The sequence below is a fragment of the Parasphingorhabdus halotolerans genome, from assembly GCF_012516475.1.
Classification (GTDB): Bacteria; Pseudomonadota; Alphaproteobacteria; order Sphingomonadales; family Sphingomonadaceae; genus Parasphingorhabdus; species Parasphingorhabdus halotolerans.
Genome location: NZ_CP051217.1, coordinates 1,105,360 through 1,122,670 on the forward strand (window position 1 = coordinate 1,105,360; position 17,311 = coordinate 1,122,670).

At 53.0% G+C, this 17,311-nt stretch carries 16 protein-coding genes; 5 read left to right on the top strand and 11 right to left on the bottom strand.

Annotated features, from left to right (window positions below):
- Window positions 1-22 precede the first annotated feature (22 nt).
- From HF685_RS05245 to HF685_RS05255, 3 genes are read right to left on the bottom strand one after another with little or no spacing between them, the layout of a single operon-like run.
- Window positions 23-811, bottom strand: a complete 789-nt coding sequence (locus HF685_RS05245) for an SDR family NAD(P)-dependent oxidoreductase (protein ID WP_168818598.1) — start codon at window positions 809-811, stop codon at window positions 23-25.
- On the bottom strand, window positions 811-1,836 hold the full coding sequence (locus tag HF685_RS05250; RefSeq protein ID WP_168818599.1) for a Rieske 2Fe-2S domain-containing protein: 1,026 nt from the start codon (window positions 1,834-1,836) through the stop codon (window positions 811-813). The genes HF685_RS05245 and HF685_RS05250 overlap by 1 nt, the downstream gene beginning before the upstream one ends.
- Window positions 1,833-3,230, bottom strand: coding sequence for a cytochrome P450 (locus tag HF685_RS05255; protein ID WP_168818600.1), 1,398 nt, complete (start codon window positions 3,228-3,230; stop codon window positions 1,833-1,835). The genes HF685_RS05250 and HF685_RS05255 overlap by 4 nt, the downstream gene beginning before the upstream one ends.
- A 182-nt stretch (window positions 3,231-3,412) precedes the next feature.
- Here HF685_RS05255 and HF685_RS05260 point away from each other — a divergent pair, with 182 nt between their 5' ends.
- Both HF685_RS05260 and HF685_RS05265 read left to right on the top strand, forming a co-directional pair.
- Window positions 3,413-4,285, top strand: a complete 873-nt coding sequence (locus tag HF685_RS05260; protein ID WP_168818601.1) for an SDR family NAD(P)-dependent oxidoreductase — start codon at window positions 3,413-3,415, stop codon at window positions 4,283-4,285.
- A 3-nt stretch (window positions 4,286-4,288) separates the two neighbouring features.
- Entirely contained in the window at window positions 4,289-5,692 is a 1,404-nt protein-coding gene (locus HF685_RS05265) for an aldehyde dehydrogenase family protein (RefSeq protein ID WP_168818602.1), read from the top strand.
- Here the strand turns inward: HF685_RS05265 and HF685_RS05270 are convergent.
- Window positions 5,673-6,356 (bottom strand): TetR/AcrR family transcriptional regulator, encoded by a 684-nt coding sequence (locus HF685_RS05270; RefSeq protein WP_168818603.1) that lies wholly within the window; start codon window positions 6,354-6,356, stop codon window positions 5,673-5,675. The two genes, HF685_RS05265 and HF685_RS05270, sit on opposite strands and share 20 nt — an antisense overlap.
- A 129-nt stretch (window positions 6,357-6,485) precedes the next feature.
- Here HF685_RS05270 and HF685_RS05275 point away from each other — a divergent pair, with 129 nt between their 5' ends.
- Window positions 6,486-7,484: an enoyl-CoA hydratase/isomerase family protein gene (locus HF685_RS05275; RefSeq protein ID WP_246218764.1), complete on the top strand. Its 999-nt coding sequence runs from the start codon at window positions 6,486-6,488 to the stop codon at window positions 7,482-7,484.
- On the opposite strand, the gene HF685_RS05280 is transcribed toward HF685_RS05275, so the two are convergent.
- The 7 genes from HF685_RS05280 to HF685_RS05310 are packed head-to-tail and all read right to left on the bottom strand — an operon-like array spanning window position 7,439 to window position 15,839.
- Window positions 7,439-8,734, bottom strand: coding sequence for an amidohydrolase family protein (locus HF685_RS05280; protein WP_168818604.1), 1,296 nt, complete (start codon window positions 8,732-8,734; stop codon window positions 7,439-7,441). The genes HF685_RS05275 and HF685_RS05280 overlap by 46 nt on opposite strands.
- Window positions 8,735-8,787: 53 nt before the next feature.
- Complete coding sequence (locus tag HF685_RS05285) at window positions 8,788-10,107, bottom strand: CoA transferase (RefSeq protein WP_168818605.1); 1,320 nt, start codon at window positions 10,105-10,107, stop codon at window positions 8,788-8,790.
- Window positions 10,076-11,542 (bottom strand): class I adenylate-forming enzyme family protein, encoded by a 1,467-nt coding sequence (locus HF685_RS05290; RefSeq protein ID WP_168818606.1) that lies wholly within the window; start codon window positions 11,540-11,542, stop codon window positions 10,076-10,078. Before HF685_RS05290 ends, HF685_RS05285 begins: the two co-directional genes overlap by 32 nt.
- 11 nt (window positions 11,543-11,553) lie before the next feature.
- On the bottom strand, window positions 11,554-11,859 hold the full coding sequence (locus HF685_RS05295; protein WP_168818607.1) for a hypothetical protein: 306 nt from the start codon (window positions 11,857-11,859) through the stop codon (window positions 11,554-11,556).
- A 9-nt stretch (window positions 11,860-11,868) separates the two neighbouring features.
- Window positions 11,869-13,026, bottom strand: a complete 1,158-nt coding sequence (locus HF685_RS05300; RefSeq protein ID WP_168818608.1) for a thiolase C-terminal domain-containing protein — start codon at window positions 13,024-13,026, stop codon at window positions 11,869-11,871.
- Window positions 13,026-13,424: a Zn-ribbon domain-containing OB-fold protein gene (locus HF685_RS05305; RefSeq protein WP_168818609.1), complete on the bottom strand. Its 399-nt coding sequence runs from the start codon at window positions 13,422-13,424 to the stop codon at window positions 13,026-13,028. Before HF685_RS05305 ends, HF685_RS05300 begins: the two co-directional genes overlap by 1 nt.
- Window positions 13,425-13,427: 3 nt before the next feature.
- The gene (locus HF685_RS05310; protein WP_168818610.1) at window positions 13,428-15,839 is read right to left on the bottom strand and encodes a CaiB/BaiF CoA transferase family protein; all 2,412 of its coding nucleotides are present in this window, start codon (window positions 15,837-15,839) and stop codon (window positions 13,428-13,430) included.
- Window positions 15,840-15,975: 136 nt separating this feature from the next.
- Here HF685_RS05310 and HF685_RS05315 point away from each other — a divergent pair, with 136 nt between their 5' ends.
- A complete protein-coding gene (locus tag HF685_RS05315) occupies window positions 15,976-16,296 on the top strand; it encodes a 2Fe-2S iron-sulfur cluster-binding protein (RefSeq protein ID WP_168818611.1) in 321 nt (106 codons plus the stop codon).
- Window positions 16,293-17,201, top strand: a complete 909-nt coding sequence (locus HF685_RS05320; RefSeq protein ID WP_168818612.1) for an alpha/beta fold hydrolase — start codon at window positions 16,293-16,295, stop codon at window positions 17,199-17,201. The genes HF685_RS05315 and HF685_RS05320 overlap by 4 nt, the downstream gene beginning before the upstream one ends.
- Window positions 17,202-17,311: the final 110 nt, after the last annotated feature.

Genomic DNA, 17,311 nt, shown 5'->3' on the forward strand with positions numbered 1-17,311 from the left:
TCGGGTGTCATCCTATGGACGCTTAAGGTGTCATCCCCTCCGGTGCACCCGGCAATACCGGCTGGAAGTAGCCTGATGACCAGCCGCCATCTACCGCAATTTCCGCGCCAGTGATATAGCTCGCTTCATCGGTCGCGAGGAATAGCGATGCCTGTGCAATTTCTTCCGGCTGGCCGATACGCTGCAACGGCACCCGTCCAAATGCGGCATTGAGCTGATCTGCCGGCAAGTCGCGCGCATTACCCATCGGTGTATCGACACCACCGGGATGCACTGAATTCACCCGGATACCCGATGTACCCAGCTCATAGGCCAGCGACTTTGTAAGTCCCCGCAACGCCCATTTGCTAGCGGTATAGATGGTAAGGCCATTGCAACCACGCAGCCCGTCGACCGAGCTGATGTTGACGATGGAACCCTTGCCTGCCGCTTTCATAACTGCGGACACATGCTTGATCCCGAGCATCGGGCCGATGGTGTTGATACCGAGAACGTGCTGTGCATCCTCGGCGCTCAAAGCTTCGATCGGCGTGAAGTGGACCACACCGGCATTGTTGACCAAAATATCGACTGTACCATGGTCTGCCTTCGCCTTGGCAACTACCGCCGCCCAATCATCATCCGATGATACATCATGTTTGATAAAGCTCGCGGCATCGCCAATATCTGCTGCAACCGCCTGCCCCTCGTCCTCAAGCACATCGGTGAGCACGACTTTCGCGCCCTCACTAGCGAACAGCCTGGCGGTAGCTTCACCCATGCCTCGCGCCGCGCCGGTGATGATGGCAACCTTCCCGGAAAGACGCCCCATTAGTTTGCCGCCACGGCTGGATCGGTTTCATCGAGACCGACGTAAAATTGCTTCATATATTTTCTCCATAACATGATCGGTCCATCGCCGTCACAAAGCAGAGGCTTCGGACGGTATTTCTTGTTGTCCCAGACGATCAGGTCAACTGATTCAAAACCTTTGGAATCTTCGCCTTCGGCCTCACCAATCGAATGATGATAGAGATGGGTGGCCGTTGCCATATCTTCGGAACCTTCGTCGTATTTCTTCCATGTGAAGGCCATCCGCGTTCGCGTCATTTCCTCATCGACCGGGGTGGACAGAGCAAACATCAACATTTTCACGTCACCCCTACAGTGGCGCGTGGCGTTAACGCCGGGGCCGTATCCGGTACCATAGATGTAACCATCCATGATGTCGTAATTCCAGATAGGGCCATCCGCCGAAGCTTCAACGCTTGGAATCATCGGCGCCCCGTGCAGGAACTTCAGATGCGGCGTATCAACCGAATTTTCCCCGATTTCCTGAATGCAGGTGCCAATATCCCATGAGTGATATTTCACTTCGACATGGCCATCCGGATCTTCAAATTCGGGAATGGTTGGAAGCTCCCACATCGGTTCTTTGTCTTCGGGATGATACCAGACGAAGATCATGCCATATTTTTCAATCACCGGCAGCGCCTTAAGGATAGGCTTTTTACGCGCAACGCCGGGCATGACTTTGCCGTACGGAATATTCTTGCACCAGCCTTCGCTATCAAATTCCCAGTTATGGAACGGGCACTGGATATTGTCGCCAACTATCTTGCCGCCATGCCCCAAATGTGCACCGAGATGCGGGCAAAAAGGATCGGTCATTCCTACCGAACCGTCTTCGCCGCGGAACAACACCCACTCTTTGCCAAAGAGTTTCTCAATCTTGATTTCGCCAGCTTTCAGTTCATGGGAATATTGAACACAGAACCAGCCATAGGGGATCGGGAAAGGACAACGCTCCAGTTCATCGCCAGTCTGGATCCGATCAATTTTTCTCATCTCGTTCATGCAGCTTCTCCTAATATTTCTGCATCCAGCGACTTGGCCGGATTCCTTTCGCCATCAACTTTGATCTTGAAGCTCATTGCCGGACCCGGCGTCGGCGCTGTTTTCGTTTTAAGCACATAATCCGGCGAAGTCAGGCTGATATTCATCCGGTGGAACAGGCGCGCGATGCAAATGCCCATCATCACCTCGGCGAGACTTTGCCCCAGGCAGCTATGCGTGCCGCGCCCAAAGGGTGCATAAGCGCCGGGCTTCAAATGCTCACGTCGGTCCACCCGATCCGGATCGAATTTCATCGGATCGGGGAAAAATTCTTCCATAAAATGCGGGACGCTCGTGCCGATAAAGATCGTCTCGTCTTTAGGAACGACATAGCCTTCAAATTCGAGATCATGATTGGTCGTGCGCATCTGCGCCACCGCAATCGGCCAGAGCCGCATCGCTTCCTTCAAGCAACTTTGGATATAATCGAGCCCCAAAACATCGCGCTCGGTAACAACATCTCGTGCGAATAGTTCATCCGCCTCGGCCTGAACCTTTTCGAGCACGCCCGGCGTCTTGAGAATTCCATAAACCGCTGCTGCCAACGTGTTCGCCACCGTATCGAGACCCGCCACATAGGGGCCAGTCAACACCAGTTTCAAGTCCCGCTTCTGGATAAGTTCCGGGTCATCAAGATGCCCGCGCATCACATCGCCCAGCAGATTTTTGGGCAGCGTACCCGCCTCAGCATGCGCGAAAAATTCATCCACCATGCTTTGTCCAAGCTCATCAACCCGTTTGCTGGCGCGTTTGAACTCTGGCATATGGATCATGAAACCAGGACGTTGCTTTGTGACAAGCACGTTAAGAATATAAAGAATATTCACCCGGATGTCGCGAACATATTCCAGCGGCGCGTTGCCGGTCATGACTTCCCCAAGCAGGTGGACGATCATATATTGGAACGCTTCGACAACTGGCACTGCCTCTTCATTCCAGTCGCGTGCAAGTGAAATATCAATTATGTCCGTGAGCTCGTGATAGCGTCCGAACATTGCGTTACGCGAAAATCCGTCGCGCATGATCGCGCGCATCTTCTGGTGGTCTTCACCATCAACCCCGGTCAGCGTTTTCGATGCGCCATGATGATCGACGAGACCTTGCCAGAATTCCTTTGACCGCAGGCCATTGCGGGCCGCTTTCGTGTTCATGAATTTACCCGCTTCAGGACCGGCGATCACATAGCTTTTTTGGCCAAACACATTGACCCGATAAACAGGACCGTAATCGCGATAGCAGCGCACGAAAAAGGCGGCAGGGTCTTTCGCCATTTCAAGAGTGTTGCCGACCAGAGGCAATCCTGAAACCGTAGGAATCGGCTTTGGTTCTTCGATTGTTTTTGCCTGTGTCGCCATATGTCGGTCGCCGTTCTCAGAATCACTTTTCGAACATCGTTCGGATATTCATGTATTATGGTGATACTGTCAACCGGAAATGCTGGAATTTAGGCGCATATGATGCATTTTCCCGGCTTGACTCTTCCGCTGCTTGCGCTATTTCTGAACGTCGTTCGGAAAACACTATTGGGAAGCGGGATATGAGCCAGAAAACAGCATTTATTACAGGCGCAGCGATGGGCATGGGAGCGCTCAAAGCCAAAACGCTGGCCGCGCGCGGATGGAAGGTTTTTGCCGGAGTGCTACCCGGAGCGGATACTTCCGAACTCGGAACGCATGAAAATATTGTCGCTGTAGAACAGGATGTTTCATCCGATTCTTCGGTCACTGCTAGCGCGGAAATTGTCGAGAAGGAACTCGCTGGTGCACCGCTTGACTTGCTGATCAACAATGCAGGTATTGCAAATGGTGCAGTTGGCGTGATCGAAGGCGTTTCTATCGAAGCAGCTAAAAAACTGTTTGAGATCAATACATGGGGCACCTTGCGCGTCTGTCAGGCATTCTTGCCAGCGATCCGACGCGGCGCACCTCATTCTCGGATCATCAACTTTGCATCAGGCGCCGTAAAAGCCAATCCCGCAGCATCCGGAATCTATAACATGTCCAAGCATGCAGTTGTCGGTTTGACCCGGACATTGCGGAACGAGATGGCGCCATTTGGCATTGAGGTAACCGCCGTCGAACCCGGAGCTGTCAAGACGCACATGACAGCCAATGCCGGTGAAACAACTAAAGATATCTGGACCAAGGTATCGCAGGAAATGAACGATATTTACGGGCCGCATTTGAAAGAAACGACAACCGTAAAAATGGTTGAAGCGATTGAAAAAGGCAATGAACCGCAGGTTGTTGTCGATCAGGTGCTGGGGCTTCTAGAAAAGAAAAATTGGAAGCCTTCTTATCTGGTTGGCAATGATGTCAAAGCACTGGGGCCGATGTACAAAATACTCCCCGAACGCACGTTTGAAAAAATACTCCAAAAAGCGGTTGGTATTCCGCAATATAAAGGTTGATCCATGTCTGACATCGCCGATAAATTCGCCAAACTGCAATCCTCCCGACAGCGCCTGCGCAACAGCAGTGCAGCAGAACGTGCCGCCAAATTGAAAGCCATTTGGGCCGGCGTAGTTGAACGCAAAGACGACATATTTATCGCTGGCAACAAAGAGCGCGGCACGCATGATCTCGATATCGCCGCCGAACTGGTGATGATCAAAGGCGAGATAGACTTTGCGGTGAAAAATCTGTCGAAATGGATGAAGCCAGAAAAGATCAAGAACTCGCTCAACACCATGGGCAAGCGCTGTGAAATCCGGCGGCAGTCCAAAGGCGTTGTTCTCAATTTATCTGCTTATAACGCACCTACGGCCGAGTGTTTGGTTCCAGCGATCCCGGCTATCGCGGCGGGAAATGCGGTTGCGATCAAACCATCCGAACATGCTCCACACTCCGCCCAGATCGTGCAAGAAATTATAAACAGGACTCTGCCTGCAGACGAGTGCGAAGTATTTCAAGGCGGCGTCGAAGTTTCACAAGAGCTACTCGGCCTGCCCTTCAACCATATCTATTATACTGGCGGCATGGGCGTCGGAAAAATTGTGATGAAGGCGGCTGCCGATCATTTTGCATCGATCACGCTGGAAATGGGCGGCAAGTCTCCGGTCATCATTGATGAGACAGCGGAACTAGAAAATGCCGCAACCAAACTCGCTTGGGGCCGCGTCATGAATGCTGGCCAAGTCTGCATCGCGCCGGAATATGTGATTATTCACGAAAGCAAGAAAGACGAGTTTCTCACGCTGATGGAAGAAAAGATCAACGCACTCTATAATTCCGATGGTGCGGGTCTCGACAAGTCCCAATATGTTCCGCGCATTATCAACGAGCGTCATTCCGGCCGCATCAAGGCTTTGGTCGATGATGCAACCAAAAAAGGAGCGACAGTCGTGTGTGGTGGGGGCAGCGATATTGCCAATCATTATATCGAACCCACCGTACTGACCGATATGTCAGAAGATATGGACATTATGAATGAGGAAGTTTTTGGCCCTGTCCTCTCAGTGCTGACATATTCCAATCGCGAAGACGTTCTCGACATCATCAACCGCCGTCCGAGCCCGCTCGCGCTCTACGTCTATTCAACCAACGACGAAGCGATCGACTATTTCCTGACCAACACCTCGTCAGGTTCAGCGGTAGTAAACAATAATTGTATCCAGTCTGGCACCAACCCTCGTCTGCCCTTTGGCGGTGTAGGGTCTTCGGGAATGGGACGTATCGGTGGTTTTGAAGGTTTTAAATCGATGTCCAACGAGCGCTCGATTGTGCATCAACCGCTGGACCGTTTCCGCGATATCTTGATCATGTTGCCGCCCTATTCAGAGCGCTACAACAATTTGATTATGAAGGGGTTAAAATAGCCTCTTCGGGTTCACCGCGTTCGCGGGCGATGGTTTTGAACGCTGCGCGCAGCAAATTTTGAATGCGTTCCTCCGGAAGAGTGGTGAGACCTTCAATGGCCTGACTGAATAGCGGGTAGGCGTTTTTATCGAGCCGGGAAAATTGGCGCTGCGCAACCTCACTTGCCGATTCCGCCTCAAATTCATTGTGCCGAATAATTTCAACGGCACCGGCAAATGCGACAGACCCGACCATATTAAATAGCTGCATGCCTTCCTTTGGATCAAAACCGCGCCGGTCCATCGCCGAGAGAAATTGCTCAGCCAGCTTAAACTGAACTTCAAAACCATATTCCCGGACATGATTTGTAATCAGCAAGGACGGGCTGCTCGCCAGATAGTTTTGGATGCAAAGGGTGAATTCATAGGCATAGTTGGACCAATGTTGGCCACTATCTTTCGGCAGCGCAAGATCAGATAGAGCATGAACCGCAGCGGCTTGCATCAATTCTTTGCGACCATCCCAATATTGGTAGAGCGTTGCCGTACCGACATTCAAATGCATGGCCAACTGTTTCATGGTCAGGCCTTCTAGCCCAAGTTCCAACGCAGCTTCGATAATTTCATCATGAGTAAGCAGTCGGGGTCGTCCATAGACCACGGTCTTCTCATCGACATCTGCCATAAACTCAATCCTTGCCGTATTTATCGCCATAGTTATCGAATGTCATTCGGATAATCGGGCTTTGGAAGGATAAGTCAAGTCGAACGCCGGTTTTTCCTTGCAAACACCATTATTCTGGCCTTGTTTGTTTTGCTAGAGTCAAAACCGCTGGAGGTCATAATCAAACCGCTTAGCCCGACCGAATTGGATGAGATGGTCCATGCCCGGTTACCCCGTGAAAGCTTTGGCCCAAGCAGCCCGATGCCTTTTCTCGCAGTTAATCTGGAAGGAAGCGATGCAGCGCTCGGCAAATGGTTGCGCGACCTGCCCTGCCCCATAATTGGAATCGGGTCTGGGGCGTTGACACCTTTCTGCGACGTGCTGCTGGATGATAACGGACCACTCGACCGTATTGCCGCGAACATTGAGAAAGCACCTGTAGCATCAATGGTACTAGTCCAACATCTTCGCGCAAGTGAGAGCCTGAGCATCCAAGATGCCTTGACTGCAGAAAGCTTCGCTTATGCAACGGTGCAAAAAGGACTGGAATTCTTGGAATGGTTGCATGGCCATGAGCGCAGCAGAAACCAACCCATAGCGGCCGCCAAACCACTGCTTGTAGAGATGGATGAAGCGCAACTAAACTTGAATTTGAACGATCCGGACAATCTCAATGCCATCGGTGTGACCTTGCGCGATGCGTTGTGTGAAGCCCTTGATTTGGCGCTGACGGATAAATCCATCGAACGGATCAATCTAACCGGAACCGGTCGTAGCTTTTCAATCGGCGGCGAAACAAATGAGTTCGGCGAAGTATCCGATCCCGCATCAGCCCATTGGATACGGAGCCTGCGCCTCCCCGCATGGCGACTGGCGCGTTTGCAAGAACGGCTTCATGTTCACGTTAATGGTGCGGCCGTTGGAGCGGGTGCGGAGATTGCGGCGTTTGCCCAAAATATGACGGCCAATAAAGACGCGTGGTTCCAATTGCCTGAACTGAAATATGGTCTGATCCCCGGTGCTGGGGGAACCGCTAGCCTGCCACGACGCATCGGTCGGCAACGCACCGCTTTTATGGCGTTGTCGATGAAGAAAATAACCGCTCAGACAGCATTGGAATGGGGACTGGTTGACAAAATTCTTTCATAAACTAGCTCACCGTCGATCCATGTTGCCTGCACATTGACTGCGCTGAAATCTGCATAGGCATCTGCGCAACTTCTATCCAGCAAGCATAAGTCAGCCTTCTCTCCGACCACCAGTTGGCGAGGTGCGGCACCAGCTTCCGATGATGGCTTGGTGTAAAGCGCGAGAGCGTCATTGGCGCTGATCGCTTCGTTCGGTCCAAGTTTCCCCGGGCGGCGTACGGCGCTGGCCATTGCCTTCCAAGGATTGAGATCACCGAACGGTGCATCGCTTCCACCTGCTATCCCAATGCCAGCATCAACAAAGGACTTCAGTCGCCAAAGATGCGGCAGTTCGTGGCTTTCCACTTCCTTGAGGTAAGCGTCCTGACGTTCGGTTATAAAATGCGGCTGAGTCACCACTGTGAGGCCCAGTTTCATAATCCATTCAATGATCGTATCATCGGCAATTGCGGCATGCTCAATGCGATCACCGGGGTGCACTCCCGCATCCTCAATCGCTGCAAGGCTAAGCATCATTTCGGCGCGGGTAACACAATGGATGGCAACCGCGCGGCCATGAACATGTGCGTCGGATATTTGCGCTATCACATCCGCGAGCGATGGCAGGTCGTAGTCGTGATTATGAATTTTAAGCGGTCCAACTTGCGCGCTATTGCCGTTATGCCCATGCAAATCTACTCCCCCCATAATCGTCAGGTTGAGCGGATTTGCATTTACAGAATAATGTTCGAAGTCATCGCGGTCGTTGCCCGGTGTGACTTCGGTTACACCGGTGATGCCAAAGGATAGAAGCTTTTTCACCAGCGGCTTCAGATCGGGCCGCTGGTTTCCCATCAGCTTCCTTAGTTCCGCGTCTCCATCTACCAGCCGTCCATCGTGCGGAATATCAATGGCTAACAGCGCAATCGCTTGACTGTTAAACACCCACATCCGGCCTCCGCGATGCTGGATACGGATGGGGCGATCAGGGCCATTGCAGTCAAGCCAGTGGCGATCAATTTCTCCGGCAACAGAGGGATGATAGCCGATCCCGCGTAGCCACTCGCCATCCGATGCAACCTCGAGAGCCACAATCAGTTCCTCCTGATTCTGGACATGTGGCGGTCCGCATCTAACAGACTCCATGGCGGCGGCCGAGGCGTTAAGATGGATATGGTGATCGTGAAGACCTGGCAGCAAGACCCCGCTTTGCCCGTCGATAACCTGTTCACCATCTTGGGGGGCCAGTTGGTTGCCGATTTCGGCTATCAATCCGTTGCGAGTTCGAAGATCGCACGATGTTCGATCAATTTCAACATTGCGGATCAGCACAGGCTAGACATTATTTCTGATATGCTAGCGCCAAGCTCTTCGGCCACACCCGAAGTATTTCGCATAGGATAAAACTCTCCGCTGTCGGCTGCAGCCATATTTTGCCACTCCGTGGCTACAAACGACCAATCGATATTTTCATCCTCAACTTGCATGGCATGACGAACAATATCGCACATAGAGAGATTGAGCAAACAGCCAGCCCCTTGCTGCCATTTTGTCCAAACAGCTAAAGCAGCGTAGATTCCTGAAATCGGATCGGCGATAGCATCCCCGACAAAGCACGGCTTCCCCCAAGCCTTTTCCATGATGGCCGAGAGACCTGCCCCAACACCGATATCATCACCAAAACCAATACGGTTTTCCGCTGCGCCATAAGCCGTTAACCTGACCCATGTCTTTCCCGGTTGTTGCGACAAGAGCTGCTCCGCATCTATCCCCAATTGCCGCAACGCACGAGGGCGCGAAGCCTCGATAACGATATCAGCCGCGTCGACAAGTTTTTTCAGATCGGTCCGCCCCTCCGGTAAAGTGAAATCAAGGGTGGCACATCTTTTTCCCGCGTTGAGCAGATTGAAAAATTCAAAATTGCCTTGCCTCGCGCCATCGGGACGGGACTGGCTTTCAACCTTGATCACATCTGCACCCATCAGGTGGAGCAGGTTCCCGGCCAAGGGCCCGGCCCAGAGGCTCGAAAGATCAACGACGAGTGGCTTTTTGTGTTGCTTGTTGGACGACTTAAACGTGATTTCCTCAAACCACTGCTTGGCTTCGCGCAACTCATCCGGTGCAACCGGAAGCCCCAGTTCGATCCCGCGTTCGACCAGAGCAGTCGCGGATTTGGAGTGAACTACCTGCTCGACATTTTCCCATGACGAAGCCGGTTCTTCCAGCCAAGCTTCCAGCAACTCCCAATCATCATCACGCGCCAAGTTTAACGCGATCCGGCCATCCGCTGCGTCAAGCAAGCGACAATGGCCACCGGTGCTCGTCCGACCTGCCCTCTGCAAATCCATAAGCCGCGCCCGTTCACCGAGCAACAATGCACCATTTTGCGGAAGCCTATCCGGAAAATTGGACGATGCCTTCAACGCCAGCATCGCCCCATCGACGGCAGTGGTAAGCGACAGTGGAGGAATTTGTGCAGGTCCATCTGCTGGCCCGCTCAACCGCAGCAGTCCCGCTCTGCGCCACGCCAAAGCGGGATGATCCGCATCGGCAATGATTTCTCTTTGCAAGCCCAGTTCAGCGAGCAATTGCTCGCCAAATTTCGCGGCAGACTTATACCCCGGCAAGTTGATCGCGCAGGACACGGCGAAGTAGCTTGCCGGTTTCAGTATATGGGAGCTCCTCGACGAAGATGATTTTTGAGGGTACGCGGCTGGAACGCAGCTTGTCTTTCACCAAAGCGCAAAGTTCGTCTTCGTTGGGAGGGGCGCCATTACACACAATCGCCGCTCCGACCGCTTCACCCCATTGCTCGTCGGCTACAGCAACGACCGCGACATCCCTTACCCCATCATGGGTTATCAGAACATCCTCAACTTCACCCGGCGAGATATTTTCACCGCCACGCACGATAACGTCATCGGCACGGCCATCGAGAAACAAATAGCCCTCTGCATCGACAAAGCCGACATCCCTCGTCGGGAACCAACCGTCGTCTTCAAGCTGCGAACCAACACCCTTATATTCGCCGCTCACTTGATCGCCCCGTACAAACACCATTCCGGTTTCTTCGGGTAGGCAAGTATTTCCATCGTCACTGCGAACAAGCAATTCGACCGATGGCAAAGCCCGCCCCACCGATGCCAGACGCCGACGGATTTTAGGGTCATCAGATTCTATCGCCGCACGATGATCGTCGGGGTCGAGCAGGCAGATCGTCGAGCTGGTTTCAGTCAGACCATAAGCGTTAGTAAAGCTGACATGCGGCAACGTTTCGATCGCCTTTACAATTACCGCCAGTGGCATTTTCCCGCCACCGTAAGATAAAGCAAGGAGATTTGGCAGGTCGAGCACCTCACCGGTTTTTCCAACATGTTCGATTATTTGCTGCAACATAGTTGGCACCACAAAGGCATGGGTAATATCTTCCGCCTTTGCGAGATCAATCCAGGCCTCGGCGCTGAAATTGGGCAACTGTACCATTTTCCGTCCGGCGTAGGTTGAACTCAGTACCGCAGAAATGCCTGCAATATGATAGGGCGGTACACTGATCAGCGCGGCTTCATCTTCGCCCGCACTCATAAATTCGACGCTGCCAAGGATATAGGCCATCAGATTATCATGACGCAAAATTGCAGACTTCGGCTCGCCAGTGGTTCCGCTAGTGAATAACTCGATTGCGACACCCTCGTCGACATCCGGTGCTTCGCCCTCCATCGCTTCGCCGGAAATAGCGTTGGAATAGTTGATCAAATCGATATCTGTGTACTGTTTTTCATGTTCAGAGATCAGCAACGCTGGCGTCACACGCGCCAGCAGCGCATCTATCTGTTCTTCCGCCAGCCGATAATTAATAGGAACGAACGGCGTTCCCGCAAGCGCCGCCCCGAAAATAGCAGCGGGCATTGCCGGGCTATTCTCCGCCAGATAAGATAACCGCTGACCGGACTGTACTTTTGCTGCCACCCGCCGCGCTGCTATATCAAGGTCGGCGTAGGTCAACCGCGTTTCACCAGCGACAATTGCCTCACGCTCGCCCATCGCCTCGGACGCCATTTGCAGGATGAGATAGATATTCATTAGTTGCCAGATCAGTCTGACGAAGGCAGTTTTTTCGCCTGCTTCACAACAAGCGACACACCGTTCACCTGAACCGTACCATCACCGCCACGTGTACAAAGAAACTCCATCGTCTCGCCTTCATCAACATAGCGTTTACCGACCAACATCCCACCAGCGAGATCGCCGTTGAGATCACCTTTTTCACCATCCTCTTTCACCATTGGCGCGCCGCCACAAGTAATGTCCAGTTCTTCCGCAGGAACACGCAGCGCCATGATCTGCGTCTGGCAAACGCTGCTGCTTAGCTTGGTTCCGGCCTTGTAAATCTCGCCCATATTCCGTTCCTATTTTCCGATTACCGCACCGGCGACGCCAGACGCCAGAAATACCGTTTCCACATCCGCGACCTGATTGGCGGCCGTCCCGCGCACCTGCCGCACGCCTTCTGTAATATTATTCATCCCGTGAATATAGCCTTCACCCATAAGGCCGCCATTGGGGCTAAGCGGTGATTGGCCATCGAGTTCCATATGGCCGTCTTTGATATAATCCTTTGCCTCGCCAATTCCGCAATAACCAAAGCCTTCGAGCTGGCGCAGAATTTGCGGTGTGAAATTGTCATAGATCATCGCGACGTCGGTATCCTTGGGCGCAATTCCGGCTGAGGCGATCAACTTCTCCGTCACACGATTTGCAATGTCATGGGTGATCAGGTCGCCTTCATAGAAATCCGAAATAATCTCGTGGTTAAACAGAAAGCTATATTCGGCACTCAGAATTCTCGCGGGTTTCTGCTTCAGGTCCTTCGCACGATCCATTCGCGTGATGACCAGTGCCACACCGCCATCGGATTCCTGACAACAATCAAGCAAATGCAGCCAGGGTTCAACAATCCAGCGGCTTGCCTGATGCTCCTCCAGCGTGATCGGTTTTTCGTAGAACCAGGCATTGGGATTGGTCGCAGCATGTTTGCGCATCAGCACTGCGATCCGGCCCAAATCTTCTGATGTCACTCCGAATTTATCGAGATAAGGCCCGCAGGATAGCGCTTCCCATGCGGCTGGAGTCTGCGCGCCAAACGGGAAGCACCATTCGAGAAAAGTTGAGCTATGCGCGTCCGGACTTAACGATGGCGTCGGCTGGCCAAAGCGATATTGCGAACGCTCGTTCATCGCGCGCCAGATAACGAACACATCGCACATGCCTGATTCCACCGCGTTTTTCGCGTGGACAATCGTAGCAACCGACGATGCCCCGCCTTGCGGAAGTCGCGTGGTGTAATTAATCTCCTTGCAACCGAGCGAACGCATCACATCCACTTCGTCGCTATTATCGAGATTGAAACTGGTCATGCCGTCAATATCATGCGGATTGATACCCGCATCCTGACAGGCAGCGAGGATTGCCTCGGCGGCGAGTTGCTGTTCGGAGCGCCCGGAATTTTTGGAAAATTCAGTCTGGCCGATGCCGACGATTGCGGCTTGCTGTGAACTATCGACCATCAGCTATTCTCTGCTGCGCGAAAAATGGGAACGGCCTTGCCTCCAGATGTTTCGGCGAATTCAACGCGCACAGCCATGCCGACACGAATGTCATCCACGTCACTACCTTCAAGATTGCTGACCAGTCTTATGCCTTCGTCGAGTTTAACCAGAATCGCAACGGGCGACTCTGGAAAACCAAAAGCAGCGGGTTTCACCTGACGTACCCAGCTGAGCAGCTTCCCTTTGCCCGATAGCTTCTCGACCGTTTTTTCCGTCGAATGACAAGTCGGGCAAATCGGACGCGGCGGATGCCAGAGGACATTGCAGGCCGAACATTTCTGCGCGACCAGTTCGCCGCGTTCGCACGCTTCCCAGAAAAAGGCGGTATCGATACGCTGGATAGGATCAGGACGCATGATTCAAAGCCCCCATGGGTTTTCTGCCGCTTCCTGCCCGTCAATAGGGGGATAGCACAAGATTGCAGTCTCTTTGGCGAGCCCGGCAATTTCTTCTTCGCTGTAACCCAGTTCAGAAAGCAGTGAAGCAGTGTTGTCGCCGACCATCAATGGCGGAGATTGTGGACCAACCGGATTTTGGGAAAGCTGATAGGTCGCGCCGATCTGTTCCAGCTTGCCGACCTCGGGATAAGCATATTCGACCGTCCAGCCGCGCTTCTTAAGCGCCGCGTTATCGAACAGTTTTTGCGACACTTCACCATCCGATAGCGAAGCCGGAACGCCTGCATCAGCGAGTTTGGCAAGCCAATCACTTGACGAACCGGACGTAAATTCGCCGCTCTTCGCTATCCGGTCAAAAGCTGCCTTATGCGCATCACTGATCGCAGCGACCTGTATCCATTTATCATCACTGCAGCGATAAACGCGGTAGTAATCAGAATAACCGGTCTGATCCGCATCCAGACGTGGACGTTCAACCGCGCTGCCATCCGGTTTAGCGACACCGTAGCTGGTATTAAGCAAACAGGCGTTTACAATGGACGTGTCCACAAACTGCCCCTTACCCGTTTTTTCGCGCTCCATCAGCGCCTGACATATCGCGGCGGCAGACAGGAAACCATTTCCAGTATCGCCCAAAGATGTCAGCGCCCAGACGGGATGTCCCTCGCCAGTATGCAGCGCGCCATCTTCATGCTGGACTCCGGCAAGACAGGCTCCCGTCTGATCATTGCCGGGTAGATTCTTGCGCGGACCTTCTTCAAAACCGCGTGTATGGCAATAGATCAACTGCGGGAATTCATCTTTCAGACTGGCATAATCAAGACCCATTCGTTCAACCGCTGGATAGCGCATATTGTGCTGCACGACATCACAGGTCGCGATCAATTTTTTTAGCACTTCCATGCCCTTGGGATGTTTGAGCATCAACGCAATCGATCGCTTCCCACGATTGGCCATCCCGGCGATATGGGTGCGGTGCCAATAGGCATCCCAAAGCGTGTTCACCTTGATCACCTCTGCACCCATGTCGGAGAGCAGCTGGCAACCAAATGGTCCGGCAATTGCGAGACCCAGATCGAGTACGCGGACACCGTCGAGCGGACCTTTACTTTTGGCTGTAGCGGGAACGGATTCTGCTTTGGGATCGGGTAGAGATGCGGCGTACGCCTTGACTGCATCCGTGTCTGCACCACTCTCCCGCGTTGGCCCCTGAATCGCACCTTGGCTAGTTTCCAACCGGTAGGTAATACCGACCTGATTGATCGGCCCTAACTCTGGATCATCAACTGTCGCTACACATTTATCACCAATCAACAGCGGGTCGGTAAGCGAATCTTCAAGCGACCGGCATTCCTGTATGGTCATGTTGCCGTCGGTCGCTGCGGCAACCCAATCGGCGGCGGGAAATTTCTTTACCGCATCTGCAAGGATCGGTTGATAATGCGCCATCACCAACAGCTCTTCCGGACCGATGCCAAACCGGTCAGGATCATTTTGTACAGTGAGATCGGGTGTGGCGTTCATCGTGTCGCCCTTGGAGGCTTCCAATATGAAACGCGGGTTGGGCACCCAGTTGTGGATCCACTTTCCATCGGCGCATTGGAAATGCCCCTTCGGGCTGGCGCTGCCCATAATCCAAGTGTTGAAACCCTCTGCATCAGGGTTTTCTGCGCGCTGCCAGATACCGCTGCCGCAAGCCAGAGCGCCCTGATACAGAGACGTCGAAACCTTCTGTCCGCGCCCGCTTTTCTTTCGGGCATAAAGCGCCGCAGATATTCCGGTGATTGCAGAAAACATCGCGCCCAAACTTGGCCAGGGCGAAGCAACAAATAACGGCCCTTCACGATTGGCACCCTGCACCCAGTCGGGATCAATTTCGGCAGCACCGGCAAATGGGTCTTCGCGGCCCGCCATGTGGTAGAGCGCACCTTCTGGCCAACCACGCTGCTCATATTGCAGTCCGGTTTTCGCCGCGACCAGCGCGTCATAACCAGGCTCATCACGCCACTCCCCTTCTTCGCCATAGCCAGTGATAGAGCAATAAATCAGTTTCGGATTGATCACCGCCAGCGTTTCAAAATCAATACCGAGACGGGTGGTGACATCGGGCGCAAAACTCTCCACCAGTATATCGGCATCAGCTGCCAGTTTCAAAAACAACGCCTTGTCGCCGTCATCCTTCAGATTAAAAACCGCATTTTTTTTGCCGCGATGCCAAACCTTGTAACCCAGCAGTCCGGCAAATGGATCCCCATCAGGTCGTTCTATCCGGGTCACGTCTGCGCCATGATCGGCGAGTAGCATCGCGGTCATTGGTCCCGATATGCCCCAGCTCAAATCCAAGACTTTTAACCCGTCAAGAACACCAGCCATTATCAATCCTTTTCCTGCGGTAAATTGTCCGTCTTGCCTTATATGCGAATAGGCGATAGGACTTTCCGAACGCTGTTCTGAAATACAATATATCGGATCATAGTCAACCTGATTCGAAGCATTACGAGGATTACTTATGCCGACGATACTAGTGTTCGATCAGGATGGAACCGAGCATAAGCTGTCAGCCCAAACCGGTGATGCATTGATGGAACCATTACGCGATGCCGGGCTGGTGCAAGCGACCTGCGGCGGTGCGGCATCCTGCGGAACCTGTCATGTCTATTTACGCGATGGCTGGCGCGCAAACACCGGCGAATATACCGAGGATGAAGGCTATATGCTTGAGGGACTGGAGGAACTGGTCGAGGTTAACGACAAATCCCGCCTCGCCTGCCAGATCAATCTGACCGACTCGCTTGATGGTATCACGCTGGATATCGCGCCGCAGATATGAGGGTCAGCGCACTTTCCGCCGGAGTGCAGGCGATAGAAGGGTCATCGTGGCAGCTCACCGCAAATCTGTACCAGCCAGAAGACAAACAATCCGGCACGGTCCTATTCTGTCTACCCGGTGGAAGCGCCACCCGCGATTATTTCGATCTTGGAACGGTTGATGAATTCGACTTCAGCTTTGTGTCTCGCATGACGCAGCTGGGGCACACTCTTATCGTCATGGATCATCCGGGGATCGCAACAAATCCACTGCCGACAAACCATCCTTTTCTAACGCCGCGGCAATCCGCCAGTTATCTCGCTAGCGCCTGCCAGCTGCTTCTGGATGATGGTCGGTTGAGAGACAAAAAGGCGGTCGGACTGGGTCATTCTATGGGCGGAATGATCCTTGTGCTGATGCAGGCACGGTCTAATTTATTCAGCCAGGTCGCCTTGCTCGGCTCCAGTGCACGCGGGCTGGACTGGGGCCTCGACGATCATGAGAAAACCTATATCGGTATGCCGGATGCCGTGGAAATCGATCTGGAAGAATTGGTGTTACGCAAGTTCAAAGCGCCCTTCCCGATGGTTGCGAGCGGACCGAGTGGTAAGTCGATCACCTTTGGTGGACACAACGCAGAGCTGACCCAGCGCCTGCGTGATGTCTCAACCAATCTTTTCGCAGCCGGCGGGATGATGAGCATGATCAGGGGCAGCTTTGCACCCGAAGCCGCGGCAATTGATGTACCGATGTTCTTCGCATTTGGCGATCACGATATTGGCGCGCCGCCGGATGAAGTACCGATTGATTTTACTGGTTCTCCGAGGGTTGAAACCCATGTTCTCGAAGATACCGGGCACAATAATTTCGCCTTTCCATCAATTGCAGATCTTTGCATCAAGCTTGATCAATGGGTGGGGAGTTGAGTTTTGGTCAATTCCGCACATGTCATGATCGCCCACCGTTCATGCGAAGAATCCGCATTGCCCGTCATTCTCCTGTTTCACGCAATCAAATTGAGTTTTTGAATCTCGTT

Coding starts and splice junctions, on each gene's coding strand:
- HF685_RS05245 (WP_168818598.1), bottom strand. CDS start 811: ATGGGGCGTCTTTCCGGGAAGGTTGCCATCATCACCGGCGCGGCGCGA.
- HF685_RS05250 (WP_168818599.1), bottom strand. CDS start 1,836: ATGAACGAGATGAGAAAAATTGATCGGATCCAGACTGGCGATGAACTG.
- HF685_RS05255 (WP_168818600.1), bottom strand. CDS start 3,230: ATGGCGACACAGGCAAAAACAATCGAAGAACCAAAGCCGATTCCTACG.
- HF685_RS05260 (WP_168818601.1), top strand. CDS start 3,413: ATGAGCCAGAAAACAGCATTTATTACAGGCGCAGCGATGGGCATGGGA.
- HF685_RS05265 (WP_168818602.1), top strand. CDS start 4,289: ATGTCTGACATCGCCGATAAATTCGCCAAACTGCAATCCTCCCGACAG.
- HF685_RS05270 (WP_168818603.1), bottom strand. CDS start 6,356: ATGGCAGATGTCGATGAGAAGACCGTGGTCTATGGACGACCCCGACTG.
- HF685_RS05290 (WP_168818606.1), bottom strand. CDS start 11,542: ATGAATATCTATCTCATCCTGCAAATGGCGTCCGAGGCGATGGGCGAG.
- HF685_RS05295 (WP_168818607.1), bottom strand. CDS start 11,859: ATGGGCGAGATTTACAAGGCCGGAACCAAGCTAAGCAGCAGCGTTTGC.
- HF685_RS05300 (WP_168818608.1), bottom strand. CDS start 13,026: ATGGTCGATAGTTCACAGCAAGCCGCAATCGTCGGCATCGGCCAGACT.
- HF685_RS05305 (WP_168818609.1), bottom strand. CDS start 13,424: ATGCGTCCTGATCCTATCCAGCGTATCGATACCGCCTTTTTCTGGGAA.
- HF685_RS05310 (WP_168818610.1), bottom strand. CDS start 15,839: ATGGCTGGTGTTCTTGACGGGTTAAAAGTCTTGGATTTGAGCTGGGGC.
- HF685_RS05315 (WP_168818611.1), top strand. CDS start 15,976: ATGCCGACGATACTAGTGTTCGATCAGGATGGAACCGAGCATAAGCTG.
- HF685_RS05320 (WP_168818612.1), top strand. CDS start 16,293: ATGAGGGTCAGCGCACTTTCCGCCGGAGTGCAGGCGATAGAAGGGTCA.